The 23961-nt window shown below is 70.0% G+C and carries 23 protein-coding genes; 15 read left to right on the top strand and 8 right to left on the bottom strand.

All coding sequences use genetic code 11. The features are described 5' to 3' along the window. Positions 1–128 precede the first annotated feature (128 nt). Complete coding sequence (locus H284_RS0105325) at positions 129–1337, bottom strand: polysaccharide biosynthesis protein (protein WP_020075418.1); 1209 nt, start codon at positions 1335–1337, stop codon at positions 129–131. A 212-nt stretch (positions 1338–1549) separates the two neighbouring features. Here H284_RS0105325 and H284_RS0105320 point away from each other — a divergent pair, with 212 nt between their 5' ends. The 3 genes from H284_RS0105320 to H284_RS0105310 are packed head-to-tail and all read left to right on the top strand — an operon-like array spanning position 1550 to position 3625. After that, complete coding sequence (locus H284_RS0105320; RefSeq protein ID WP_020075417.1) at positions 1550–2437, top strand: glycosyltransferase family 2 protein; 888 nt, start codon at positions 1550–1552, stop codon at positions 2435–2437. A gap of 52 nt (positions 2438–2489) precedes the next feature. After that, complete coding sequence (locus H284_RS0105315) at positions 2490–3227, top strand: glycosyltransferase family 2 protein (RefSeq protein ID WP_020075416.1); 738 nt, start codon at positions 2490–2492, stop codon at positions 3225–3227. Next, positions 3224–3625: a DUF2304 domain-containing protein gene (locus tag H284_RS0105310; protein ID WP_020075415.1), complete on the top strand. Its 402-nt coding sequence runs from the start codon at positions 3224–3226 to the stop codon at positions 3623–3625. Before H284_RS0105315 ends, H284_RS0105310 begins: the two co-directional genes overlap by 4 nt. 33 nt (positions 3626–3658) lie before the next feature. On the opposite strand, the gene H284_RS0105305 is transcribed toward H284_RS0105310, so the two are convergent. From H284_RS0105305 to manA, 3 genes are read right to left on the bottom strand one after another with little or no spacing between them, the layout of a single operon-like run. Next, positions 3659–4948 carry an O-antigen ligase family protein gene (locus H284_RS0105305; protein ID WP_029042826.1) on the bottom strand — a complete coding sequence of 430 codons (1290 nt, stop codon included), beginning with the start codon at positions 4946–4948 and terminating at the stop codon, positions 3659–3661. A 9-nt stretch (positions 4949–4957) separates the two neighbouring features. Beyond that, entirely contained in the window at positions 4958–6301 is a 1344-nt protein-coding gene (locus H284_RS0105300; protein WP_020075413.1) for an O-antigen ligase family protein, read from the bottom strand. Positions 6302–6344: 43 nt separating this feature from the next. Next, a complete protein-coding gene (gene manA, locus H284_RS0105295; RefSeq protein ID WP_020075412.1) occupies positions 6345–7502 on the bottom strand; it encodes a mannose-6-phosphate isomerase, class I in 1158 nt (385 codons plus the stop codon). 115 nt (positions 7503–7617) lie between these two features. Here manA and H284_RS0105290 point away from each other — a divergent pair, with 115 nt between their 5' ends. The 4 genes from H284_RS0105290 to H284_RS0105270 all read left to right on the top strand — a co-directional run bounded on the left by H284_RS0105290 (position 7618) and on the right by H284_RS0105270 (position 11139). Further along, positions 7618–8796 carry an acyl-CoA dehydrogenase family protein gene (locus H284_RS0105290; RefSeq protein ID WP_020075411.1) on the top strand — a complete coding sequence of 393 codons (1179 nt, stop codon included), beginning with the start codon at positions 7618–7620 and terminating at the stop codon, positions 8794–8796. Between the two features lie 132 nt (positions 8797–8928). Beyond that, positions 8929–10140, top strand: a complete 1212-nt coding sequence (locus H284_RS0105285) for a hypothetical protein (RefSeq protein WP_020075410.1) — start codon at positions 8929–8931, stop codon at positions 10138–10140. Next, positions 10137–10541, top strand: coding sequence for a hypothetical protein (locus H284_RS0105280; protein WP_020075409.1), 405 nt, complete (start codon positions 10137–10139; stop codon positions 10539–10541). Before H284_RS0105285 ends, H284_RS0105280 begins: the two co-directional genes overlap by 4 nt. Positions 10542–10701: 160 nt before the next feature. Then, a complete protein-coding gene (locus H284_RS0105270) occupies positions 10702–11139 on the top strand; it encodes a hypothetical protein (RefSeq protein ID WP_020075407.1) in 438 nt (145 codons plus the stop codon). Between the two features lie 104 nt (positions 11140–11243). On the opposite strand, the gene H284_RS0105265 is transcribed toward H284_RS0105270, so the two are convergent. After that, positions 11244–11741, bottom strand: a complete 498-nt coding sequence (locus H284_RS0105265) for a hypothetical protein (RefSeq protein ID WP_020075406.1) — start codon at positions 11739–11741, stop codon at positions 11244–11246. 94 nt (positions 11742–11835) lie between these two features. On the opposite strand from H284_RS0105265, the gene galE reads away from it, so the two are divergent. From galE to H284_RS0105245, 4 genes are all read left to right on the top strand, one after another. Further along, the gene (galE, locus tag H284_RS0105260; protein ID WP_020075405.1) at positions 11836–12798 is read left to right on the top strand and encodes a UDP-glucose 4-epimerase GalE; all 963 of its coding nucleotides are present in this window, start codon (positions 11836–11838) and stop codon (positions 12796–12798) included. Positions 12799–12984: 186 nt separating this feature from the next. After that, on the top strand, positions 12985–13308 hold the full coding sequence (locus H284_RS0105255; protein WP_018190075.1) for a WhiB family transcriptional regulator: 324 nt from the start codon (positions 12985–12987) through the stop codon (positions 13306–13308). Between the two features lie 73 nt (positions 13309–13381). Next, positions 13382–16669 carry a glycosyltransferase gene (locus H284_RS0105250; protein WP_020075404.1) on the top strand — a complete coding sequence of 1096 codons (3288 nt, stop codon included), beginning with the start codon at positions 13382–13384 and terminating at the stop codon, positions 16667–16669. Beyond that, a complete protein-coding gene (locus H284_RS0105245; protein WP_020075403.1) occupies positions 16662–18098 on the top strand; it encodes a DUF5719 family protein in 1437 nt (478 codons plus the stop codon). The genes H284_RS0105250 and H284_RS0105245 overlap by 8 nt, the downstream gene beginning before the upstream one ends. 41 nt (positions 18099–18139) lie before the next feature. On the opposite strand, the gene H284_RS0105240 is transcribed toward H284_RS0105245, so the two are convergent. Next, positions 18140–18583, bottom strand: a complete 444-nt coding sequence (locus H284_RS0105240) for a metallopeptidase family protein (protein ID WP_020075402.1) — start codon at positions 18581–18583, stop codon at positions 18140–18142. A gap of 42 nt (positions 18584–18625) precedes the next feature. On the opposite strand from H284_RS0105240, the gene H284_RS0105235 reads away from it, so the two are divergent. From H284_RS0105235 to H284_RS0105220, 4 genes are read left to right on the top strand one after another with little or no spacing between them, the layout of a single operon-like run. Further along, positions 18626–18835, top strand: coding sequence for a DUF3499 family protein (locus H284_RS0105235; protein ID WP_026307082.1), 210 nt, complete (start codon positions 18626–18628; stop codon positions 18833–18835). Positions 18836–18887: 52 nt separating this feature from the next. Next, on the top strand, positions 18888–20309 hold the full coding sequence (locus tag H284_RS0105230) for a phosphomannomutase/phosphoglucomutase (protein ID WP_020075401.1): 1422 nt from the start codon (positions 18888–18890) through the stop codon (positions 20307–20309). A 47-nt stretch (positions 20310–20356) separates the two neighbouring features. Beyond that, entirely contained in the window at positions 20357–21835 is a 1479-nt protein-coding gene (gene ahcY / locus H284_RS0105225; protein ID WP_020075400.1) for an adenosylhomocysteinase, read from the top strand. Further along, complete coding sequence (locus tag H284_RS0105220) at positions 21835–22386, top strand: GNAT family N-acetyltransferase (RefSeq protein WP_018190082.1); 552 nt, start codon at positions 21835–21837, stop codon at positions 22384–22386. Before ahcY ends, H284_RS0105220 begins: the two co-directional genes overlap by 1 nt. 13 nt (positions 22387–22399) lie before the next feature. Here H284_RS0105220 and H284_RS0105215 read toward each other — a convergent pair whose 3' ends face one another. Further along, a complete protein-coding gene (locus tag H284_RS0105215) occupies positions 22400–23080 on the bottom strand; it encodes a cyclase family protein (RefSeq protein ID WP_020075399.1) in 681 nt (226 codons plus the stop codon). 40 nt (positions 23081–23120) lie between these two features. Then, the gene (locus H284_RS0105210; RefSeq protein WP_020075398.1) at positions 23121–23960 is read right to left on the bottom strand and encodes an RDD family protein; all 840 of its coding nucleotides are present in this window, start codon (positions 23958–23960) and stop codon (positions 23121–23123) included. Position 23961 lies beyond the last annotated feature (1 nt).

Genomic DNA, 23961 nt, shown 5'->3' with positions numbered 1-23961 from the left:
CCGCCGTACGCCCAGGTTGCACATCAACACCATAGGGGATTCACACCCGCGATCGCGTCATGATCGGCCCGGATGCACGTCTAGCGATCCCGCTACAGACCGACACCGACGCCCGTCGGCCGAGGCCATCAGGCCAGCGCGGTCGACCGCGATCCGCCCAGCATCCGCAGCGCCACGAGGTGCGTGGCGAGTCCGACCGCCGGGCCGGCGGCCAGGGCGAGCGCGGCGCGCTGGGGGAGCGGGAGCGGCAGGAACAGCAGCGCCAGCGTGACGAGCGACGCGGCCACCCAGCCCGCGGCGTAGAGCCCGTGCAGGTTGCGTGCGAGAACCGCCGAGCCGCTCACGAAAAGACCTCCGATGAGGCCCGACGAGGCGATCAGAGCGGCCAGCACGCCGGCGTCGAGGTCGAACTGCGGGCCGAACACGAACCGCATCACCGGCTCACCCCACAGCCAGGCCGCCGCGCAGAGCACGGCGATGACGGCGGCGATCAGCAGCAGGAGGTACGCGACCGTCCGGCCCGTGCGCTCCGGATGGTGCGAGAAGCGGCTCACCAGGAAGCTCGACAGCGCGGTGAGCGGCACCAGGATCGGCGCCCGCGTGAGCGTGACGGCGAGCACGAGCGACCCGAGCTCCGCATGGTTGTCCGGCCCGGCGAAGAACGAGAGGACGAGCGGGAAGCCGTTGATCAGGACGGCCGTGGCCGACGCGGCGAGCATCGTCCGGCCCGTGTTGACGACCAGCTCGCGAGCGGTGATCGCCACGCGTGCGTTCGCCACGAGGGCACGCGGTGCGCTGACGAAGACGATCGCGAGAGACAGCGGGAAGGGCGCGATCACCGCGATCGCGAGCGGCACGATGTCGTCTGTCACGCTCAGGACGGCGGTCACGCCGACCACCCGGAGGATGCCGTCCAGCGCGACGGTGGCGGCCAGCTGGCGCCACATCCCGCTCCCCGCCATGACGCCGGATGCCGCCGCGACGACGCAGTTCAGCGCAGCCCCCGCCGCTACGAACCAGGCCAGCCCGGCGTTCTGGGCGCCCAGGCTCGGGACCGCCCAGAGCGGGCTCGTCGCGAGCACCAGCAGACCCACCAGCAGCGCCGCGGCCGCGGCGAAGATCCAGAGGGACGTCGAGCGCGTGCGAGCGGCGGATACCGTGGCATGCCGCTCTGTGTTCGCGGCGCGCTCCCGCTCCCTCTCCGTATGTGCCGTCGCCCGCGTCGCCTCCTGCTGGAGCCCGAACAGCACGCCCACCACGAGGAAGAGTGCGGACCAGAACACCGAGAAGACGCCGTAGCCCGCGGCGCCCGCCTCCGTGTAGACGCGCCAGGTCACTACGTACCCCGCAACCCCCGAGATCGCGGTCGCGGCGAGGATCAGGACGACCGACGACCGGGCGGATCGAGGGGCCCCCGGCTCCTCGGGATCGGGTATGGGTTCGTTCAGCGGTTCGAAAGCGGTGATGGGTGGCTCCCCTGAGCACATGAAAGGATGGAGGTCGACCGCGGCGCGCGGCACGCTTACCCTACGACGAAAGCCATTACGCAGTGACGATCGACATCATGATGCCGTTCTACGGTGACCCGGGCCTGTTCCGCGCCGCCGTGGAGAGCGTCCTGGCGCAGACCGACCCGCGGTGGCGACTGGTCGTCGTCGACGACGTCTATCCGGACACCGCGCCGGGCGAATGGGTCGCATCGCTCGGCGATCCCCGGGTGGAGTACGTCCGGAACGAGGTGAACCTCGGGGTCAACGGCAACTTCTCCAAGTGCGTCCGGCTCGTCGGTGCCGACTACTTCGTGCTGATGGGTTGCGACGACCTGATGGAGCCCGGGTACGTGGCGTCCATGCTCGCGGCCATCGAGACGCATCCCGGAGCGGCCTACCTGCAGCCCGGCGTGACAGTGATCGACGACGACGGAGCGGCGGCGATGCCGCTCGCCGACCGGGTCAAGTCCTGGTACCGGCCGCGCCGACGCGAGGCGACCGTCCTGACCGGGCAGCGGCTCGCCGTGAGCCTCCTGCGTGGCAACTGGACGTACTTCCCCTCGATCTGCTGGCGGACCGACACCGTGCGCGAGTACGGGTTCGACGCGTCATTCGACGTCGTGCTCGACCTCGCTCTGCAGCTCGACATCGTGCTCGACGGCGGCGACCTCGTCCTCCTCCCCGAGCACACCTTCTGCTACCGCAGGCACGAGGGCAGCGTCTCTTCGTGGACGGCGCAGGACGGGACCCGTTTCGACGAGGAGCGCGCATTCTTCCTCGACGTCAAGCGACGACTCCGCGCACGCGGCTGGCGGAGCGCCGCGCGGGTGGCTTCTGCGCACGTCTCCAGCCGGCTGAATGCCGCCACCCGGCTCCCGGCGGCCCTCTCCACACGCGACGGTGCCGGCATCCGCTCGCTGCTCACGCACGTCTTCCGCGGCTGGTGACGGCGCCGCCTTCGCCGATTCCGGACACCCCCGACTGCTAGAATCCCTCATCATGCCCACCTCGCTCGCACAGACGCTGATCGTCGTGCCCGCCTTCAACGAGGAGGCCTCCGTCGGTGCCGTCGTCCACGAGATCGCCGAGAAGCTGCCCGGCGTGAGCGTGCTCGTCGTCGATGACGGATCGGCCGACACGACCAGCGTCGTCGCGGCCGAGGCCGGTGCCGAGGTGGCGCGGCTCCCGTTCAACATGGGGGTCGGCGGCGCGATGCGTTTCGGCTTCAAGTACGCGCTGGAGCACGGCTTCAGCAACGTCATCCAGATCGACGCGGACGGCCAGCACGACCCGGGCAACGTCCCCGCACTGCTCGCGGCGCTCGAGAACGCGGACCTGGCGATCGGCGCCCGCTTCGCCGGCGCCGGCGACTACACGGTCCGCGGCCCGCGCAAGTGGGCGATGCGGATGCTGTCGCGAACGCTGAGCCGCACAGCCGGCACCACGCTCAGCGACACCACGTCCGGGTTCAAGGCGAGCGGTCCGCGCGCCGTCGCCCTCTTCGCCCGCAACTACCCTGCGGAGTACCTCGGCGACACCATCGAGGCGCTCGTGATCGCGGCTCGCGCCGGCTGCCGCATCGTGCAGGTGCCGGTGATCATGCGGCCGCGAGCCGCGGGCGTCCCGTCGCACAACCCGCTCAAGGCCGCGACATACCTCGGCCGTGCCTTCCTCGCTCTCGGTTTCGCCCTCTTCCGCCCGATCGCCCCCGCCGAGAGGCAGCTGAACGCGTCGTGAGTCTCACCGCCTACATCCTCGGCATCCTCGCCGCACTGCTCACCCTGGGTGTCGTCATCGAGATGATGCGCCGCAAGAGGATGCGCGAACGGCACGCCATCTGGTGGCTGCTCGCCGGCACGCTGGCGCTCATCATCGGCGTGTTCCCGGGCATCCTGAACTGGACGGCCGAACTCCTGGGTGTCGGGGTCGGCACGAACCTCGTGTTCTTCGTCAGCATCGCCGTGCTGTTCCTGGTCTGCATCCAGGCGAGCGCCGAGCTCACGACCCTCGAGGACAAGACCCGGTCGCTCGCCGAGCAGACGGTGCTGCTGCAGCTGCGCGTCAAAGAGCTCGAACGTCGGCTCGGCGCCGACGACGATCGCGCGTCGGACGCGGGCACGCCTCCCGCGGCCTGACCTCCGACGCGGGGGCACGCTCGCGCTGCGGGCTCAGCTCGCGTCGCGGTGCGGCAGACGGAGGCGCCAGCTCATCCCCTGCGACGCCTTGACCGTGCAGATGACGAGCACCATCCAGCCGGACTCGACCAGGATCGAGCTCTCGAAGACGCTCGTGACCAGCAGCGCGACGAGCACGAGCGGCGCCCAGGCGTAGACCACGCTGCGACGGTTGGAGGCGAGCAGCCAGGAGCGGCTGAACGCCAGCGCGATCAGGGCGACGAAGAGCAGCAGGCCGATCACGCCGACCTGGAGGTAGACGTCGAGGTACGCGTTCAATCCGTCCGAGTGATAGACGCCGGTGTTCGCCTGGATGGCCGTGAACGGGTAGAGGTCCGTCGGCCACGCGCCGATCCATCCCCACCCCACGGTCTGCTGCACCGGGATCAGCTGCCAGATCTGGATCCACAGCTGGTAGCGCACCTGGAAGTCGGAGCGCGCGTTGAGCAGGTCGATCACCCGCGTGCGGTAGATGTAAGCCGTCACGAGTGCCGCGACGGTGAGGATCGCGAGTCCCCACTGGAAGTACGGGCGCTGGTTCGTCGGGGCCTTTCGCAGCAGGTAGAGCGCGAGGGTGGCGAGGCCGACGACCACCGAGACCGCCGCGATGACGGGGGAGTGGGCGAGCAGGATGCACAGCCCGGCGAGCGTGATCGAGTAGGCCGCGACCGGCGGGCGCACCGATCGGGTGCGGAGTTCGACGAGGAACGTCACGAACGCGATCAGGGCCACGATGCTGAGCTGGTTGCGGGTGCCGAACAGCCCCTGGATCGGGCCGCCGAGGGCGATGTTGCCCTGGATGCCGAGGAACCGGATCGGCGCATCCAGCAGCAGTCCGCTCAGCACCTCGAGCGCCAGCGACAGCGTGAGCAGGAAGCGCAGGGCGTCGCCGACGACGCGGACGATCTGGATGGCGTCGCGAACGAGGGCGATGTACACGGCGAGGAAGGCGAAGATCAGCTGGTAGACCACCCCGGTGAGCGTCGCCCACTGGTACTGGCTCCACAGGATGGACGCGGCACACCAACCGACGAACAGCAGGGCCGAGATGGGCAGCAGGCCGTGCCATTCGATCAGCCGCCACTGCGCAGCGAACGACAGGGCCGCGAGCACCACAAGCACTGCCAGAGCGCCGATCAGGCCCGGCCAGCCGATCAGCCCGCGGATGGCGTGCGTCGAGAACCCGGTGATCACCGCCAGCAGGGCGAGCGTCGAGGTGAAACGGGCGGAACCGAGGAACTCGATGGCCGCGGGCGGCACCGGGGTTCGACGGGGCGTTGCCATGCTCACAGACTACGGGGCCGTCAGGTTCGCGGCCCGCTTGGTGGCCACCGAGAGCGCCACGAGGAGAGCCCAGCCGCCTTCGATCAGGATGCGGCTCTCGGCGAAACTCTGAGCGATCAGAGCACCGAGGAGCAGCAGGGGGAGCAGCGTGACCGCGCGGTACGGCTGGTCGTCGACGATCGTGGAGCGGGGGCGGTCCACCGCGAGGAACCAGGCGCGTCCGAACGTGGTGAGGACCAGCAGGATGAAGACGACGAGCCCCACGATCCCTAGCTGCAGCCACACGTCGAGCCAGGCGTTGTGCGCCTGCAGGTATTCGACGCCGTTGCGGGTTGCCAGCCCGTCGAAGGGCTTCACCCACGGCGCCCAGTAGCTGACCCATCCCCACCCGAAGGCCGGGCGTTCCTGGGCCAGACGTGTGACCGCCGCCCAGATGTCGAGACGCCCGGTGAGGTCCTCGCTCTTCCCGAACAGAGCCGGGATGCGCGAGGAGAACAGCGAGACGCCGACGATCACGGCCGCCACCACGACGATCGCCACCAGGTAGACGGGACCCCGTCGTTCGGCGCCGGCACGGCGGCCCCACAGCGCGAACGCCAGCACGACGGCGGTCACCAGCGCGGCGGCGATGACCGTCGCGGAGCGGGTCAGGGCGAGGGTCAGCACCGCCGCGATCAGCCAGCCCAGCGCCGAGCCGTGGCGTGTCGTCCGGTCGGCGACCTGGATGGCGAACACCACGATGGCCAGCAGCGCGATCATGGCGAGCAGGTTGCTGTTGCCGACGATGCCCTGGATCGGGCCGCCGTGGAAGAGCAGGTCGCGGCTCCAGTAGAACGCCTGGGGCAGCTTCCCCTCCGGCACCGCGTACACCGGGGTCAGAGGGAGTACCGGCCGCCGAACGAAGAGGGCGACGACGAGTTCGAAGACCAGCGAGAGGCCCAGGATCCAGCGGAAGGCGTTGCCGAGAGCGCTGAGCAGACCCGGCCAGCCCAGCCGCACGCCGAGGAAGACGCCGGCGAGCGTCGTGACGAGCGTCGAGACGACGCCGAGCGCGCTCGCCCCCGGGTACGCCGACCAGGCGATGGATGCGATCGCCAGAACCAGGAACAGCACGAGCGTCTTCGGCGTGGTCCGCCAGTGGAAGCGCGGCCGCGACCGCACGATGAGCGCCGCGCTGCCGACGGCGAGCACTCCGGCGAGGACGAAGTACCCCGGCCAGCTGATCGTGTTGCGCCAGAAGTCGCCGGCGAACAGGGTGAACAGCACGAGCGCGGCGAACGCGTTCTCCGCCGTGCCGGTCGCGGTGCGCGCGACGGCGATGCGAGCGGGGAGCGTGGCGCGGGGCGATGTCACCTGGGAAGGATAGCCGACCGCGCCACGCGATCCCGTCGGCGGCTCAGGAGTTCGGGTGCGCGACGAACACCGTGCCGTGACCGCTGGCCGTGAGCTCGGTCTCGTCGACGACGACCGCCGACTCGCCGCGGGCGAGCGTCACCGTGTCGTTCGCGCCGCTCAGCTCCACCTCTCCGTCGGTGACGAGGGCGATGGCGGTGCCGGGGAGGCGGACCGTCATGGGTCCTCCGTCGTCGACGACGATGTGCTCCAGGGCGAAGTCGGGCACATCCGGCCGGAAGGTCTCCACCCCGGCGGCGGGGTGCTCCGCGGCGAGCGGAGTGGCCTCGATCGGCGTGAAGTCGAGCACGCTCACCAGCTCGGGCACGTCGATGCGCTTGCGGGTCAGTCCGCCACGGAGAACGTTGTCGGACGCCGCCATCAGCTCGATGCCGAGACCGCGGAGGTAGGCGTGGATGTTGCCCGCGGGCAGGTAGAGCACCTGGCCCGGGCGCAGGGTCGCACGGTTGAGCAGCAGGGCGAGGACGATCCCGGGGTCGCCCGGGAAGGCCTCGTCGAGCATCCTCACCGTGTCGGCGTCGCGGTCGTCCGGCAGGGCGCGCGCCGCTCGGACCACCTCCGCGACGAGCAGGTCGACCTCCGGGTCCTCGCCGAGCAGCCATTCGGTCGCCCGCCGCAGCACGGCGCCGGGCTCGCCGACGAGTGTGCGGGCGAATCCGGCGAGCACCGCGCCGCCGGGGGTGGCGGCCGCGAGGCGCTCGAAAGCCTGGCGCGACTCGTCCGGGTCACGGAACCCGCACAGGGCCTCGAAGGGATCGCTCAGCGCGAAGATGAGCTCCGGCTTGTGGAACGGGTCCTTGTAATTGCGCTCAGGAGAGTCGGGCGCGAGCCCTGCCGCGTTCTCCCGCTCGAAACCGGCACGGGCCTGCTCCGGCGAGGGATGCGCCTGCAGCGACAGCGGCCCTGCAGCGGCCAGCACCTTCAGCAGGTACGGGAGGTCGCTCGTGCGCTCCCAGGCGGCCAGATCGTGCGCGCCGCCGGCGAGTGCCGGGTCGAGCACCCGGGCGGGGGAGCCGGGATGCGCACCGAGCCACAGCTCCGCCTCCGGTCCGCCGCTCGGCTCCGTGCCGAGGAGGCCCGCGATCGCGGTCGTGGAGCCCCACGCGTAGTCGCGTGGGGTGTTGCCGATGCGCACAAACATCCGTCGCCATCCCTTTCGTTCCGTTGGACCAAACTACCAATCGCTTTGTCCGCGCCGCGCGCGTTCCTTAGGCTGACGGCGGCCCGACCATCCCTGTGGACGCAATGGAGCAGACATGCCCTTCGAGACCATCGCCGGCGACTTCTACGGCTTCGAGAACCTCCTCTCCGACCGCGAGAAGGACTTCATCACCACGCTGCGCGCGCAGCTGGAGTCCGAGGTGAAGCCGATCGTCAACGAGTACTGGGAGAAGGCGGAGTTCCCGCACCAGATCATCGACGTGCTGCACAGGAACGGCACCATCGGACTCGGATTCCCGGAGACCGCTCCGTTCGAGAACTCCGCGGTGTTCCGCGGCTGGGTCGCACTGGAGTTGGCACGGGTCGACGCCTCGGTGAGCACCTACGTCGGCGTGCAGAATGGTCTCGCCCTCGGCGCGATCGGCGTCTGCGGCTCGGACGAGCAGCGCGCCGAGTGGCTGCCGAAGCTGGCGAGCGGCGAGGTGCTCGGCGCCTTCGGCCTCACGGAGCCGACCTCCGGCTCCGACTCCGCGCAGGGCCTCAAGACCGTGGCGACCCGCGACGGCGACAACTGGGTGCTGAACGGCTCCAAGCGCTGGATCGGCAACGCCACGTTCAGCGACATCACCGTGATCTGGGCGAAGAGCGCGGAGGACGGCCAGGTCAAGGGCTTCATCGTCCCCACCTCGACCCCGGGCTACACGGCCACGAAGATCGAGGGGAAGCAGTCCCTGCGGATCGTGCAGAACGCCGACATCACGCTCGAGAACGTCGTCGTCCCCGAGTCGCTCCGCCTGCAGAACGCGAACAGCTTCAAGGACACCGCCCGGGTGCTCCGCCTCACCCGCGCCGAGGTCGCCTGGGCGGCCGTGGGTGTCGCGGTCGGCGCCTACGAGGCCGCCCTGCGCTACACGAAGGAGCGCGTCCAGTTCGGCAAGCCGATCGCCTCCCACCAGCTCATCCAGGACCTCCTGGTCAAGTCGATCGGCAACATCACGGCCTCGATCGGCCTGTGCACCCGCGTGTCGCAGATGCTCGACGACGGCGAGCAGCGCGACGAGCACTCGGCCCTGGCGAAGGCCTTCGCGACGGCGCGGATGCGCGAGACGGTCGCCTGGTGCCGCGAGGCCCTCGGCGGAAACGGCATCGTGCTCGACTACGACGTCGCCCGCTTCTTCGCGGATGCCGAAGCCCTCTACTCCTACGAGGGCACGCGCGAGATGAACACGCTCATCGTCGGCCGCGCGATCACGGGGCAAGCGGCGTTCGTGTGAGCTCCTCGGCGGCTGCTGTCCTCAATCAGCGGCCGGGGCGCTCGGCTCGCTAGTCTCGCTCAGACACATTGACGAGACTTCGCGCGACCCTGTGACAAGGGCTCGCGGGTGGAGCACGAGAGAGCCGGTGGCATGGGCCTGATCTACGATTCTGTCGATTCGAGCGGCATGATGACGGCCCTCTCCGCGAATCTGTCGGCTGCTCGGTCGATGGTGGAAGACACGGAGAACGCCTGTCACCGTCTGGTGGGCGCTCTGGGCACCGGCGAGCTGTCCGGGAAAGGCTATGCGGCAGTCGGATCGTTGTTCTCTCAGGCCATTGTGCCGACTCTGACGACGACACAGGGTCAGCTGACATCCCTCCAGAAGGACCTCGAGACCTACCGGTGGGAAGACTCGAAGGTCAGCCGTTTCGGTGTGCTCAAGGAGGACGAGCTGACGGCGCAGCTGACAGCGACGAAGGCGCAGCGGGATGCGACGGAAAGCCTCGTCGAGCTCAACAGCGAGGCAGCGACTGCGCTGGCCGCTGTGCCTGCATTGGGCGAGGCGTTGGGGGTGGCGAATCGCCGGTTGGAACTTGCGCTGGGGCAGCTGGGGAACGACATCCGAGACCTGGAAGACCGGCTGCTCGCTTTGCGGGCCTTCGACGCTGCGACCAGAAGGCTCTTCCAGAACGACCTGGTCGACACCGAGTCGCGCCGGCGGTCGCCACGCGGCGCCAGGGTAGGAAGTCCGCAGAACGGAAGCGTCCAGCCGGCGTCTCTGGTCGCGCCCGCACCGGGGGCCAGCGCCCAGCAGATCGCGCAGTGGCTGATCACCGGGGCTTACAGTATCGGCGCGCTCACTACAGCTTGCGGCGGAGCGGCCGTCATGGCCGCAATCACCCTCATCACGATGACCGGTTCCACGAGCGGATCTCGGTTCTACACGCCGGAAGAGCGAGTCCGGCGTGCGCGGCTGGACATCTACTACCGCACGCACAACCTGGACGGCAGTGTGCGGCAGCACATCGGGCCGATCTCGCCGTTTGACCAGTACCTCAACGAGTCGCCAACGTTCGAGGACGTTGGCGCGATCATCAAGGAGAAAACCCGAAAAGGCAAGAACTCCGGCGTACGAGAAGTGGACACCCCCGAGGAAGTCCGCGACGTGTACGACGAAATCACTAGCGGCAGCGAACCCGTCGAGGACGTCGGCACTTACAAAGGCGAGAAGCGCAGGCTTCCCGACGGCACGGAGATCGGAATCCGAGACGAAAGCAAGTCGGGCGGCCTCACCATCGATATCAAGTCGCCCAAAGGCCCGGAAATCAAAGTGCACTTGCCGAAGGGATGGGGAAAGTGAAGATCGAGCCGGACACTTTGGAACATCTGGTCCTCTACCTGGCCGAAGACGATTGGTTGCCAATCGGTAACGCCAGCGCCCACGCAGCCGACTTCGAATCGGACATCCCGAAGAGGAAAGCTCGCCTCCTGGCGGTGATAAGTGCCTTGGCGGCGGAAGGCTACATCCGCATTGGTGATCTGGAGTATCGAAATCCGGCGACGAAGACCGGCCTTCACTGGGTGGGGTGGCCGGGCACCTTGGCCGGCAAGATGGAACGCCTCGAGAAGGTCTATACGCCAGAGGTGAAGGACGACAAGGACTGGTACTACGGGTGCTGGCTCGATCTCACCGACGCTGGTGAACAGGTGGTCCAGGCGCTCCCTGCGCCCGATGCCCGCTTTTTCGAGGGTCTCATCTAGCCGTGCCCGGAACGGTGAATGACCGGCTTGAGCATCTCTCTCAGGTGTACACGCCGGAACAGGACTCGAACGCGTGGGGTTGGTCCTGCGTGCTGGAGATCACCGACGAGGGGCGCCAGGCGGAGGCGCTGCTCCCAGAGCTCGATGAGCGGTTTAGAGAATGGTGAGCAATGAGAATGCAGGTTTCGCGACATCGGGCGGCCTGATCGTCGAACTGGACGGATTGGCACATTTGGTGCTTCATCAGGCAGACGATGACTGGCTTGAGATAGGCAATCCGAACTACTACGCGGGCTTCTTTGAGCATGACCTGGAATGCCGAAGCGTGCTGGTCCTCAGTGTCGTCCGCGCGCTCGCCGAAGCTGGCTACCTCAGGATCGGCGAACTGATCCGGGATTCCGACCACCTTGAGAACAGCGGCTGGGTGGAGTGGACAGGAACACTCGACGAACAGATGGATCGCCTGGCCGAGGTGTACAAGCCTGACGGTCCCGAGGATGACTGGTACTGGGCATGCTGGCTCCAGATCACCGACGCTGGACGCGCGGTTGTCGAAGCTATCCCGAATCCGGCTGGCCGCTTCTTTCGAAAGTTGTAGGACAGGACGAACGCCCCTGATTGTCTGGATAGGAACCTCGCGGGCAGCGCTCATTGCGATGGAGCGAGCGGATGTCCTCAATGAGCGGTAAGCCTTGGGGATGCCTAGCCTCGTGTGAGCTCCTCGGCGGCCTCCAGCCGCATCGTCAGCCGGTGGGCGAACAGCAGAGGGATGACTCCGAAGACCCCGAACGACATGTCGATCAGCTGCCAGCCGATCGGGATGCCTCGCACAGCGCCCGCGATCAACGCGAGCGGGATGACGCCGGCGCAGGCGATCATCCCGAACCGGATGACCCAGATGTTGCGGACGGGATCGATCAGGGGTCCGATGAACGCCACCGCGATGACGAGGTGCGCGAACGCGAGCCAGTCCGTCCCGTAGGCGAGGAACGGGTAGCGCGTCCCAGTGTCGGTGAGCGCATCGCGGACGCGGTCCACCCAGTGGACGAGGTCGGGCAGCAGCGCGGGCGCCGAAGTGGAGTGCAGGGCCTGCGACGCCCAACGGAGCTCCGCCTCCAGCGGAAACGCGGTCAGTCCGCTGAGGACGAGTCCGACGACGAAGACGACGAGCCAGACCCGGACGGCCGTGATGGTGCGCATGCTCCGACCGTAGGACGGGGCGGGCCCCCGTCGCGTCCGTCGAGCGGACGATAGTCTGGCGGCATCCCGTTGACGAACGATCAGGAGGACCGCCGTGGCGTGGTTGGTGACCGGAGGCGCAGGCTACATCGGAGCGCACGTCGTGCGGGCGTTCCGCGACGAGGGGATCGACGTTGTCGTCGTCGACGACCTGTCCAGCGGTCACGAGGAGTTCGTGCCGGCGGATGTGCCGTTCTACCGGGGCACCATCCTCGACGGCGAGCTGCTGTCGCGCATCTTCACCGAGAACACGGTCTCCGGCGTCGTGCACGTCGCCGGCTTCAAGTACGCCGGTGTGTCCGTTCAGCGGCCGCTGCACACGTACGAGCAGAACGTGACCGCCACTGCCGTGCTGCTCGCGGCGATGCAGGATGCGGGCGTCGACGCCATCGTGTTCAGCTCGTCCGCCGCGGTGTACGGCACGCCGGATGTCGACATCGTCACCGAGACGACGCCCAAGAATCCCGAGTCGCCCTACGGCGAGTCGAAGCTGATCGGCGAGTGGCTGCTGCGCGACCAGGGCGTCGCCGCGGGCCTCCGCCACACCTCCCTGCGCTACTTCAACGTGGTCGGGTCGGGTGACCCGGCGCTGCGCGACACCAGCCCGCACAACCTGTTCCCACTCGTCTTCGACGCCCTGGTCGCCGGCCGCACCCCTCGCATCAACGGGAACGACTACCCGACCCCCGACGGCACCTGCGTCCGTGACTACATCCACGTCGCCGACCTGGCGGTCTCGCACGTCGCGGCCGCGAAGCGCCTCGACGCCGGCGAGGCGATCGAGCCCGTCTACAACCTGGGCAGCGGCGACGGCGTCTCCGTCGGCCAGATCATGTCGACGGTGGCCGAGGTGACCGGAATCGCCTTCACCCCAGAAGTGGGGCCTCGACGCGCAGGGGATCCCGCGAGGATCGTGGCATCGGGAGAGCTCGCAGCGCGCGATCTCGACTGGAGGATGCGTCACTCGCTCGAGGACATGGTGCGCAGCGCCTGGGAAGCACGCCAGGCGGCGTCCTGACACCGTTCCCGACAGGCCCGGTCGACCGGGCGTGTCGGGATTGTTGTCGTTCTCCGGCGCGTCGCGAACTCTCGACCTGCGGTCAAGGCTTTACGATTCGCGACTTGACGTGAGCGAATGACAACGGTGTAATTAGGGCAACGCGGGAATCTCGTGTTTCAGCAGTTCATGGGTGGGGAGACCGATATGCCAGTTCCTGAATATCGTTCTGGGGTACCCGACGACTGGTTCATCGACCCGGTCCGCCTCGGGGTCCCGGGCGTCCGACCGGCGGAGGTCGAAGAAGACAACCCGCTGGCCTGGCAGACCGACGCTCTGTGCGCTCAGACCGATCCGGAGGCGTTCTTCCCCGAGAAGGGCGGCTCGACCCGCGACGCGAAGCGCATCTGCACCTCGTGCGAGGTGCGGTCGCAGTGCCTCGAATACGCTCTCGCCAACGACGAGCGGTTCGGGATCTGGGGCGGCCTCTCCGAGCGCGAGCGCCGCAAGCTCCGCAAGCGCGCCGGCTGACTCGTTCGCTGAAACCGCGCCGCGCCCGACCCAAAGACGGGATCGGCGCGAGCCCGACCTAGGCTGACTGGCGATGTATCCGAGAGTCACCGCCATCGTCGTCGCCCACAGCGGCGGCCCCCGCCTGCAGCGCACTCTCGACGCCCTCGCGGAGCAGACCCGTCGACCGGACGCCGTGATCGCCGTCGACTGTGCGACCTCCGACGACGCCGCTCGTCTGCTCTCGGAAGCCCAGCCCACCCAGCTGCTCAACGTCCCCGAGAAGCTCTCGTTCGGCGCCGCGGTCGCGACGGCCGTGCGTGTCCTCCCTCCCGCTTCCGACTCGGGCCAGCTGCTCTGGCTCCTGGCTCAGGACACCGCTCCGGAGCCGGAGGCATTGGAGGCGCTTCTTGCGGCGCTCGAGGTGTCTCCCTCGGTCGCCGTGGTGGGCCCGAAGCTGGTCGACTGGGACGACCCGGCTCTGATCCGCGAGTTCGGCGAGGCGATGACCCCGTTCGGCGCCTCCGTGCCGCTGGTCGAGAACGAGCTCGACCAGGCCCAGCACGACGGCCTGAGCGATGTCCTCGCCGTGTCGAGCGCCGGGATGCTCGTTCGCCAGGCGCTCTGGGAGCGGCTGGAGGGCTTCGACCCCGCGCTCCCGACCGTCGACGACGGCCTCGACTTCTGCACGCGGGCGCGCCTGGCCGGATTCCGCGTCACTCTGGTTGCTCAGGCGCGCATCGCCATCGCGGGCGACGGCGTCGCCGGGCCGAATCTCTCGTCGAAGTGGACGGTGCGCCGTCGTCTCTCGGGCGAGCGGCGCCGCGCGCAGCTGCATCGCCGGATGGTGTACGCCCCCGGATGGGCTGTCCCGCTGCATTGGCTGACCCTGGTGCCGCTCGGCATCCTGCGCGGGCTCCTCCGGCTTCTGCGCAAGGAGCCGGGCTCGGTGGGCGGTGAGCTCGGGGCTGCGTTCCGTGTCGCCTTCTCCGGCCTCGCGGTGAGCAGCGCCCGGCGGCGGCTCGCAGCCGCGCGTGAGGTGAGCTGGGCCGCAGTCGCCCCTCTGCGCATCCCGTTCGCCGAGGTGCGCCGCGCCCGCGCGCTGAAACGCGAAGCGGCGATGGTCCGCCAGCAGGGAGAGAAGCAGGACCTCGACTTCTTCGGAACCGGCGGGGGATGGGCGGTGCTCGCCGCGCTCCTGGTCGGCGTCGCCCTGTTCTTCCCCCTCATCGGCTCCGGTGCCCTCTCCGGCGGCGGACTCCTGCCGCTCGATTCGTCGGTCGGCCAGCTCTGGGCGGACCTCGGCTACGGGTGGCGCGACACGAGCCTCGGGTTCGTCGGCGCCGCGGACCCGTTCTCCGCGGTGCTCGCGGTCCTGGGGACCCTCACGTTCTGGCAGCCGTCGCAGTCGCTCGTGCTGCTCTGGGTCCTCGCCGTGCCGCTCGCGGCGCTCGGCGCGTGGCTCGCGGCCGCACGGCTGACGACCCGGGCGACGCTACGTGCGTTCGCCGCGCTCGCCTACGCCTTGGCACCGACCTTGCTGGTGGCTCTGCAGGGCGGGCGCCCGTCGGCGGTGCTCGCGCACATCCTGCTGCCGTGGTTGTTCTTCGCCGGCCTCGCCGCCCGCCGGTCCTGGGCGGCCAGCGCCACCACGGCCCTGCTCGCCGCCGCGACAGCGGCGTGCGCCCCGATCCTCATCCCGGCACTCGGCATCGCGTGGATCGCAGCCCTGGTCTTCGCCGGCCGTCGCGCCGCGCGGATCGCGTTCATCCCGCTGCCCGCCCTCGTGCTGTTCGCTCCGCTCGTGGTGCAGCAGGGAGCACGGGGGGCCTGGCTCTCGATCTTCGCCGACCCGGGCGTCCCGCTGGACGCACGGCAGACGCCGGCGTGGCAGCTCGCGCTCGGATTCCCGGACGGCACCCTCGGCGGCTGGCATGCTCTCGCCACCGCCCTGCAGCTGCCGACAGCGTCGGCCAACCTGATCGTCCCGATCCTGCTGGCGCCGCTCGGCGTGCTGGCGATCCTCGCTCTCTTCCTGCGGGGCACGGTCCGGGCGATCGTCGCCCTCCTGGTCGCACTCGTGGGCTTCCTGACCGCCGTCGCCGCCCTCCACGTCCAGGTCGCGGTCTCCGGTGGCACTGTCGTCCCGATCTGGCCGGGCACGGCGGTGAGCCTCTACTGGCTCGGGCTCATCGGCGCCGCCGTCCTCGCGTTGTCCGCCATCGGACGCGCCGCCGTCTATCCGGCCTGGGTCGCGATCGTGACGCTCGCGATCGCCGTCGTGCCGGTCGGGATCGTCAGCCTCACCGGTCACGCCGACGTCGCGGAGAGCGACGGCCGCACGATGCCCGCGGTCGTTACGGCCAAGGCGGCCACGCAGCCGCGCACCGGGACGCTGCGCATCATCCCGCAGGGCGAGGGCGGCATCCGCGCCGAGATCGTGCGGGGCAGCGGTCAGACCCTCGACGACCAGTCGACGCTCGCGGACACGCAGCGCACCCTCACGGCCGACCAGCGCGCTCTGGCACAGCTGGCAGGCAACCTCTCCTCCCGCAGCGGATACGACGCCTCGGCAGAGCTGAAACGCCTCGGCATCGACTTCGTGCTGCTGACGCCTCCGCAGACCGCTCTGCCGGGGCAGGATGCCGCAGCAGGCGACGCCACACGCACGCGCGCCGCCGTGGCGATGGATGCGAACCCGCTTCTCGCGCCGGTGGGCGTCACCTCCACTGGCCGGCTCTGGGCGTTCGATCGCGGAACGTCCGATGTCCCCGCCGCCGCGCAAATCCCCGCGGACGCCGGAGGTATCTGGCGCGTCATCGTGCTTCTCGTGCAGGGCATCGTCATCGGCCTCACGGTGCTGATGGCCATCCCGACCACCCGGTCCGCGGACCGCATCTCCGAGCTCTCCGCCCGCCGGCCCGACCGTCGACGCCGCGAGGAGGCCGCTGTCGAGCCCGACGACGAGCCGGAGAAGCCGGCCGCCGCCGACAGCGTGGCGGACGAGAGCCTGGAGGAGTACGAGGCCGAGCCCGACGACGAGGCGATCGTGGAGTCCGCCGAGGAGGAGGACGTGCCCGAGGTCGAGCCGGTAGCGGACGGCGAGCCGGTCGCGGAGGTCGAGCCGGTCGCGGACAGCGAGCCGGTCGCGCAGAACGAGCCGGTCGCGGAGCCTGAGCCCGAGCTGCCGCCCGCGTCGGACGGGGATCCGGAACCGAGCAACGATGAGGCCGTGGACATGGGTAGCGACGACACCGATCGCCCCTTCGAGCGCGAGACGGAGCGTGTGACGACGCCGCCGTCGCCGACGACGCTCGAAGACGGACTGGAGGAGACCATCATCCGACCCCGACGCAGCTTCGAGGGAGGCGACCGTGGCTGACCGCAGAGGCATCGCCCGCATCGGTGCACGCGCCGTCGGCGGCTTGGTGGGCGTCGGCATCGCCGTCGTGGCGGTCGCCGGAGCCACCCTGCTCCCCCTTCCCGACTTCGCGATCGGAGCGCCCACCCAGGTCGTGACGCCCGTCCCCGCGGATCAGCAGCGCATCTGCCCCGGGCCGCTGCTCCAGCTGGCGGCCGACGCGGGAGAGGCCACCCGTCCGAGCGCGGTCGGCGCCCCGACCTACACCTCCCACGCGGAGGGCGCGGAGGTGCGCACGAGCACCCTGAAGCCGGACGCCGACACGTCCTCGTCGGACGAGTCGCCGCTGGTGGCGACCGTCTCCACTCCGCAGGGCGCCACGAAGCCGCCGCTGTTCGCCGCCGCCCAGTCCCAGACGGCCGCCGCGGACGACCTCTTCGGGCTGGCCGCCGCTGCGTGCGCCGAGCCGAGCGCCGACACCTGGCTCGCCGCCGGCTCGACCTCCCTCGGCCAGACGAGCCTCGTACTGCTGTCGAATGCGAGCGAGGTCGACGCGACGGTCGACCTGACGCTGTACACCGAGACCGGCCCGGTCAGCGCACCGGGCGCCGCCGGCATCCTGGTCCCGGCCGGATCCCAGAAGGTCGTCCCGCTCGCCGGGCTCGTGCCGTCGGCCGCGGCTCCGGTCGTCCGTGTGCAGACGACCGGCGGCGAGGTCGCCGCATCGCTCCAGCAGAGCTTCGAGCAGGGCATCCAGCCGCGCGGAGCCGAGCTCGCCGGGCCGACCGGCGCCCCGGCACGCCAGCAGATCATCCCAGGGGTCACGATCGCCTCGATGGCGGCGGTCCAGGCGGAGCAGTCGGCGGAGGGCGTCGGATTCACCTACCCGGTCGTCCGCCTCCTCGTTCCCGGCGACACCGACGCCCAGATCACGATCGGCGCCGTCGGCGAGGCCGGCACGGCAGCGGGCGACTCGTACGCGACCACCGTCAAGGCGGGAACAGTCGCCGAGGTCCCGCTCGACCACCTCAAGGACGGCAACTACACGGTCACCGTGAACGCGAACGTCCCCGTCGTCGCCGCGGTCCGGACCTCGGTCATCGGGACCAGGACGCGCGACTTCACCTGGTTCTCGTCGGCCCAGCCGCTCCAGAGGGATCTGCTCGCAACCGTCCCGAAGGACGGCGCTGCCACCTTCCACTTCGCGAACGCCGGCGAGGCCGATAAGACGGTGACGGTGCAGGGGCTGGCGCCCGGCAGCAAGCCCGCCACACTGACGGTCCCCGCGGAGGGAGGCGCGCTGTTGCGCGTCGCCCCGGACAGCTACCGCGTCACGGGCGCGGACGGCCTGCGCGGCAGCATCAGCTTCGCCGCGGACGGTCGCGCGAGCAGCTTCGCGCTCACTCCGCCCGGTCCGCTCGCCGCACCTATCACGGTCTACCCGAACTGACCGGAGGGGCAGATCGCCCCTCGCCGATCAGACGCGCCGGATCAGAAGTGCCGGTAGCGGTCGGGGGCGAGGTCCCACGGGTCCTTGCCGAGCAGCTCGGCGACCGCGCGGAAGACGCATCCCTCGATGTACATGCGCCGGTGCAGCTCGTCGTCGTGGTGCAGCTTGGTCAGGCGCTGGATGGGCACCCGGTAGAGCACGATGCGCCGGTGGGCCGCATCCACCCGCCAGCGGTCGACGCCGTCGGCGCCCGAGTTGCCGATCGGAGTCGCAGCCACCTCGAAGTGCACGTTCGCCAGCTCCTCCGGCCAGACGCCCTTGAGATAGTCGGCGGTGGATGCGACGGTCATGTCGAAGAAGTCGATCCGGTTCTGCAGCATCGGCAGGTGCGGGCCGGTCACCGGACCCCGCGCGCCTCGGCCGTGCCTGCTCCGCCAGCGGCTGGTCGCCGGGGTCTGACTGCTGGTGCGGCGGTTGCGGGGCATGTCGCCATCCTACGTCGGCCGCCGTCGGGTAGTCTGAGCCCGATGTTGAGCCGTCCCTGTTCCCGTGTCGCGTGTCCTCGCGATGCCGTTCAGACGCTCACCTACGTCTACGCCGACTCGATGGCCGTGCTCGGACCGCTGAGCCTGAAGCACGAGCCGCACTCGTACGACCTGTGCGCCATCCACGCCGAGCGGCTGTCCGCGCCGCAGGGCTGGCAGATCGTCCGGCACGTCAGCGTCGCCGACGCCTGACTCCGGCCCCCGGCTCCGGCATCCGAGGCGGCCGTCGCGATAGGTTAGGGCCATGAGCATCACCGACCCGCGTCTGCAGTCCGTCGTCAAGACCTACGACATCCGTGGACTGGTCGGGAAGGACCTCACGGAGGAGGTCGTCGAGGCCATCGCCGCGGCGTTCGTGGACGAGGTCCAGGCCGCGGGGACCGACGTCATCGTCGGCCACGACATGCGCGACTCCTCTCCGGCTTTCGCCGCCGCCTTCGCCCGCGGCGCGCAGGAGCGCGGTGCCGACGTCGTGTCGATCGGGCTGTGCTCCACCGACGAGTCGTACTTCGCCTCCGGCTACCTGCAGGCGCCTGCCGCGATGTTCACCGCGAGCCACAACCCCGCGACCTACAACGGCATCAAGCTCTCCCGTGCCGGCGCCCAGGGCCTCAGCATGGACACCGGCCTCGGCGCGGTGCGCGACCGCGCCGCCGAGTACCTGCACGACGGGATCCCGGCCGTCGACCGCCCGGGGACCTTCCGCGAGGAGGATGTGCTCGAGCGCTACGCCGCGTACCTGCGCTCGCTCGTCGACCTGAGCGGCATCCGGCCGATCACGGTCGTCGTCGACGCGGGCAACGGGATGGGCGGCCTGACCGTTCCGGCCGTGCTCGGAGAGGCCGCCGGGCTCCCTGCGCTGCCCATCACCGTCATCCCGCTGTACTTCGAGCTCGACGGGACGTTCCCCAACCACGAGGCCAACCCGCTGGAGCCGAAGAACATCGTCGACCTGCAGCGCGCGGTCGTCGAGCACGGCGCCGACCTCGGTCTCGCCTTCGACGGCGACGCCGATCGCTGCTTCGTCGTGGACGAGCGCGGTTCGGCCGTCACGCCGTCCGCCGTGGCCGCAATCGTCGCCCTGCGGGAGATCGCGCGGGCACGAGCGGAGGATCCGGACGCGGAGATCACCGTCATCCACAACCTCATCACGTCGAACATCGTCCCCGAGACGATCGAGGCCGCGGGGGCTGTTCCGCTGCGGACCCGCGTCGGCCACACCCTGATCAAGGATGCGATGCGCCGCTCCGGCGCCGTGTTCGGCGGCGAGCACTCGGCGCACTACTACTTCCGCGACTTCTGGAGCGCCGACAACGGGATGCTCGCGGCAATGCACCTCCTCGCCGAGTTCGGCGCGCAGGACCGCCCGCTGTCCGAGCTGTCCGCCCGGTACACGCCGTACGCGATGTCGGGGGAGATCAACTCGACCGTCGCCGACGTGCCCGCCGCCTTCACACGCATCGTGGAGGCGTTCACGCCGCGCGCCGACTTCGACGAGCTCGACGGGCTCACGGTCACCGGCCGGGTCGGGCAGGACGAGCCGTTCTGGTGGTTCTCGGTGCGCCCGTCCAACACCGAGCCGCTCCTCCGACTGAACGTCGAGGCGGCCGACCAGGCGACGATGGCGCGCATCCGCGACGAGGTGCTCGCGCTCATCCGCGCCTGAGCGTCATCCCCGGGACGCAGCGGGGAGGGCATGCCACAATAGAGGCCATGCCTGCTAGTGCCACCACCGCCCTGCCGTTCAAGGTCGCCGACCTCTCCCTCGCCGCCGCCGGGCGGCACCAGATCCGGCTCGCCGAGAATGAGATGCCCGGGCTGATGGCCCTCCGCGCCGAGTTCGGCGACGCGAAGCCGCTCGCCGGTGCGCGCATCGCCGGCTCCCTGCACATGACGGTGCAGACCGCCGTGCTGATCGAGACCCTGGTCGCGCTCGGCGCCCGGGTGCGCTGGGCCAGCTGCAACATCTTCTCCACGCAGGACGAGGCGGCCGCCGCGATCGCCGTCGGTCCGACCGGCACCCCCGAGGCGCCCGCGGGCATCCCCGTGTTCGCCTGGAAGGGCGAGACGCTGGAGGAGTACTGGTGGTGCACCCAGCAGATCTTCGACTGGTCGACGGAGGCCGCCGCCGACGGAGCCGACTACCTCGGCCCGAACCTGATCCTCGACGACGGCGGCGACGCGACCCTGCTCGTCCACAAGGGTCGCGAGTTCGAGCTCGCGGGAGCCGTACCGGAGGACGCCGCGTCCGACAGCCACGAGTACCGTGTCATCCTGGCGGCTCTGCGCGAGTCGCTCGCCGCTTCCACCGACCGCTGGACCCGCATCGCCGCCGACATCCTCGGCGTCACCGAGGAGACCACCACGGGCGTGCACCGCCTGTACGAGCTGGCCAAGGAAGGCCAGCTTCTGTTCCCGGCGATCAACGTCAACGACTCGGTCACCAAGAGCAAGTTCGACAACAAGTACGGCATCCGCCACTCCCTCCCGGACGGCCTGAACCGCGCGACCGACGTCCTCATCGGCGGCAAGGTCGCGTTCGTCGCCGGCTACGGCGACGTGGGCAAGGGCGCGGCGGAAGCGCTCCGCGGCCAGGGCGCCCGCGTCATCGTCAGCGAGGTCGACCCGATCAACGCGCTGCAGGCGGCGATGGACGGCTACCAGGTCGCGCGGCTCGAGTCGGTGATCGACCAGGTCGACATCCTCATCACCGGGACGGGCAACGTCAACGTGGTCACCCTCGACCACCTGCTCGGCCTCAAGCACCTCGCCATCGTCGCCAACGTCGGCCACTTCGACAACGAGATCGACATGGCGTCGCTGGAGGCGCTGCCCGGTGCCGAGAAGGTGGAGATCAAGCCCCAGGTGCACGAGTGGCGCCTGCCGACCGGTCGCAGCATCCTGGTGCTCTCGGAGGGTCGTCTGATGAACCTCGGGAACGCCACCGGTCACCCCAGCTTCGTCATGAGCAACTCGTTCACCAACCAGGTGCTCGCACAGCTCGAGCTGTACGTGTCGCCGGAGAACTACCCCATCGGCGTGTACGTGCTCCCCAAGCACCTCGACGAGAAGGTCGCGCGCTTGCACCTCGACGCCCTCGGTGTCGAGCTGACGACGCTCACCGACGAGCAGGCCGCCTACATCGGCGTCCCGGTCGACGGTCCCTACAAGGTCGACCACTACCGCTACTGATGGCCCTCCACTTCGCCGACCGGGAGCTCCCCGGCGGCCTGATCCTCCGGGTGCGGAGAGAGCAGGACGCCGGGGCGCTCGCCGCCGCCTACCAGCGCAATCGCGGGCACCTGGCCCCGTGGGATCCGACCCGCACGGAGGACTTCTTCACGGAGGCCGGGCAGCTCGCCCAGACCCGTGAACTCCTGGCGCTGCGCGACGTGGATGCGGCCCTTCCTCTGGTGATCGCCGACGGCGACCAGATCGCCGGCGGTGTCACGCTCAGCCACCTCGTCCGCGGCGCGTTCCAGTCGGCGAACGTCGGCTACTGGCTCGACCGCGACCACGTGGGCCGAGGGCTCGCCTCTGCGGCGCTCGGTGCGCTCATCGATGCGGCGCGGGACGAGTACGGCCTGCACCGCATCCAGGCGGCGACGCTGCTCGCCAACCACGCCTCGCAGTCCGTCCTGACCCGCGCCGGATTCGAGCGGATCGGGGTCGCCCCGAACTACCTCAAGATCGCGGGCCGCTGGCAGGACCACGTCCTGTTCCAGCGCATCCTGCACGACTGAGCGCGCTCGCGCGTCACTCGGCCGCCGGCAGCTCCGCGAAGGCCCGCACGGGGAACGTACCGAACCCTTCGACCGCGGGCGGCGCCGCCGTGAACAGGGCTCCGCGCTCCGGAAGCGCGCCGAGCCCGGTGAGGTGCTCGACGACGTGGATGCGCGCGGCGAGCAGGATGCTGTGCGCCGGCCGGCTGCCGCCCGACTCCGTGTCGTCGATGTTGAGCGAATCGATGCCGACGAGCGCGACCCCGGCATCGGCGAGCAACCGCGCGCCCTCCTCGGTGAGGAAGGGCGCGCCGGCGGCGTACGCGGGCGTCCCGAAGTGCGCATCCCAGCCGGTGTGCAGCAGCACCGCCGAGCCTGGCGCCGCGCGACCCTCCAGCGCGGACGCCGGGATGCCGCGTTCCTCCCGCCCGGTCAGGTGGACGACCTCCGCCGGCAGACCGACGAGCGTGTCGAGGTCGAGGCCGGCGAGATCCGAGCCGTCCGCATAGCGGTGGAAGGGGCTGTCCAGGTAGGTGCCCGTGTTGCCGATCATGGTGATGACATCCATCGCGAACTCGGTCCCCGCGGCGTACACGGACCGGGACGCCTCGCGCGTCAGGTGCGGCTGGATCGTCGGCGCCGGCAGGCCGGGATACGTCACCAGACCCGCGTGGATGCGGTGGCTGAGGTCGACGATGCGGCGGCGGTACGTCATGGCGTCTCCAGTCGGTGGCGGGCGGCGACGGGGCGCGCGGTCAGCGGTCCGGGAAACCGTGGGGGAGGGCGCCGAGCACCGGGTCCAGCCGGTCGAGCCGCTGCTTCTCGAGCGCCAGCCCGCGGGCATCGCGGTCGCGGCGCAGCACGGCGACCGCGACGAGGAAGGTCTCGGCATCGACCGGGGGCAGCGGAGAGACGTACGGCGCGGCCTCGCGGGCGAGCTCGGTGCTGAGCCCGTGACGAGCCGCAGGGGTCAGATCGGGCGCCTGGCGGACGAACTGGGCGATGCGGCGCGACAACCGGTCGGGCAGGCGGGCGACATCCGCGGTCGCGGCCCAGGCACTCAGGTGCGGCGCGAGGTAGAGCGGGAGCGGTGTCGGCCGCGGCACACGGACGAGCTGGCTGTACGTGCCCGCGAGGAGGTCGCCGAGGCGCTTGGAGCGGCTGTTGAGGAGTCCGGTCAGTGCTGCGATGGACCCGAACGTCAGGAAGATCTCGAGCACGCCGACCAGGGCGCGGATGAACGCGTGACGGAACCCGGTGGCCCCGCCGTCGTCGCGGACGATCCGTGCCCCGACCGCCAGCTTGCCGAGGGATCGGCCATGCGACAGCAGCTCGACGGTGGTGGGCAGGATCACCATCCCGAACACCAGGATCAGGATGATCAGCGCCCGCGCGAGGGCCTCATCCAGCCCGCTGCCCGTGGAGACGAGAAGCATGATGCACCCGAACATGACGAGCAGGTACGTGAGCCAGTCGATGATGGTGCCGGCGGCCCGAAGGATGTAACTGGCGGGCTTCACGTCGAGTGCGACGGCCTCACCCGTGACCAGTTCGCGGTCGTCCTGGGACACGTTCCCCGCCCCGGCCTGCATCATA

Source organism: Cryocola sp. 340MFSha3.1, assembly GCF_000383315.1.
In the GTDB taxonomy this organism is placed as follows: domain Bacteria; phylum Actinomycetota; class Actinomycetes; order Actinomycetales; family Microbacteriaceae; genus Leifsonia.
The sequence above is the reverse complement of the archived record's forward strand: the minus strand, read 5'-3'. Positions and strand labels throughout refer to the sequence as shown.

Coding starts and splice junctions, on each gene's coding strand:
- H284_RS0105265 (WP_020075406.1), bottom strand. CDS start 11,741: ATGCGCACCATCACGGCCGTCCGGGTCTGGCTCGTCGTCTTCGTCGTC.
- manA (WP_020075412.1), bottom strand. CDS start 7,502: ATGTTTGTGCGCATCGGCAACACCCCACGCGACTACGCGTGGGGCTCC.
- H284_RS0105240 (WP_020075402.1), bottom strand. CDS start 18,583: ATGCCCCGCAACCGCCGCACCAGCAGTCAGACCCCGGCGACCAGCCGC.
- H284_RS0105250 (WP_020075404.1), top strand. CDS start 13,382: ATGTATCCGAGAGTCACCGCCATCGTCGTCGCCCACAGCGGCGGCCCC.
- H284_RS0105210 (WP_020075398.1), bottom strand. CDS start 23,960: ATGATGCAGGCCGGGGCGGGGAACGTGTCCCAGGACGACCGCGAACTG.
- H284_RS0105230 (WP_020075401.1), top strand. CDS start 18,888: ATGAGCATCACCGACCCGCGTCTGCAGTCCGTCGTCAAGACCTACGAC.
- H284_RS0105270 (WP_020075407.1), top strand. CDS start 10,702: ATGGTGAGCAATGAGAATGCAGGTTTCGCGACATCGGGCGGCCTGATC.
- H284_RS0105215 (WP_020075399.1), bottom strand. CDS start 23,080: ATGACGTACCGCCGCCGCATCGTCGACCTCAGCCACCGCATCCACGCG.
- H284_RS0105285 (WP_020075410.1), top strand. CDS start 8,929: ATGGGCCTGATCTACGATTCTGTCGATTCGAGCGGCATGATGACGGCC.
- H284_RS0105290 (WP_020075411.1), top strand. CDS start 7,618: ATGCCCTTCGAGACCATCGCCGGCGACTTCTACGGCTTCGAGAACCTC.
- H284_RS0105305 (WP_029042826.1), bottom strand. CDS start 4,948: ATGGCAACGCCCCGTCGAACCCCGGTGCCGCCCGCGGCCATCGAGTTC.
- H284_RS0105235 (WP_026307082.1), top strand. CDS start 18,626: ATGTTGAGCCGTCCCTGTTCCCGTGTCGCGTGTCCTCGCGATGCCGTT.
- ahcY (WP_020075400.1), top strand. CDS start 20,357: ATGCCTGCTAGTGCCACCACCGCCCTGCCGTTCAAGGTCGCCGACCTC.
- H284_RS0105315 (WP_020075416.1), top strand. CDS start 2,490: ATGCCCACCTCGCTCGCACAGACGCTGATCGTCGTGCCCGCCTTCAAC.
- H284_RS0105220 (WP_018190082.1), top strand. CDS start 21,835: ATGGCCCTCCACTTCGCCGACCGGGAGCTCCCCGGCGGCCTGATCCTC.
- H284_RS0105255 (WP_018190075.1), top strand. CDS start 12,985: ATGCCAGTTCCTGAATATCGTTCTGGGGTACCCGACGACTGGTTCATC.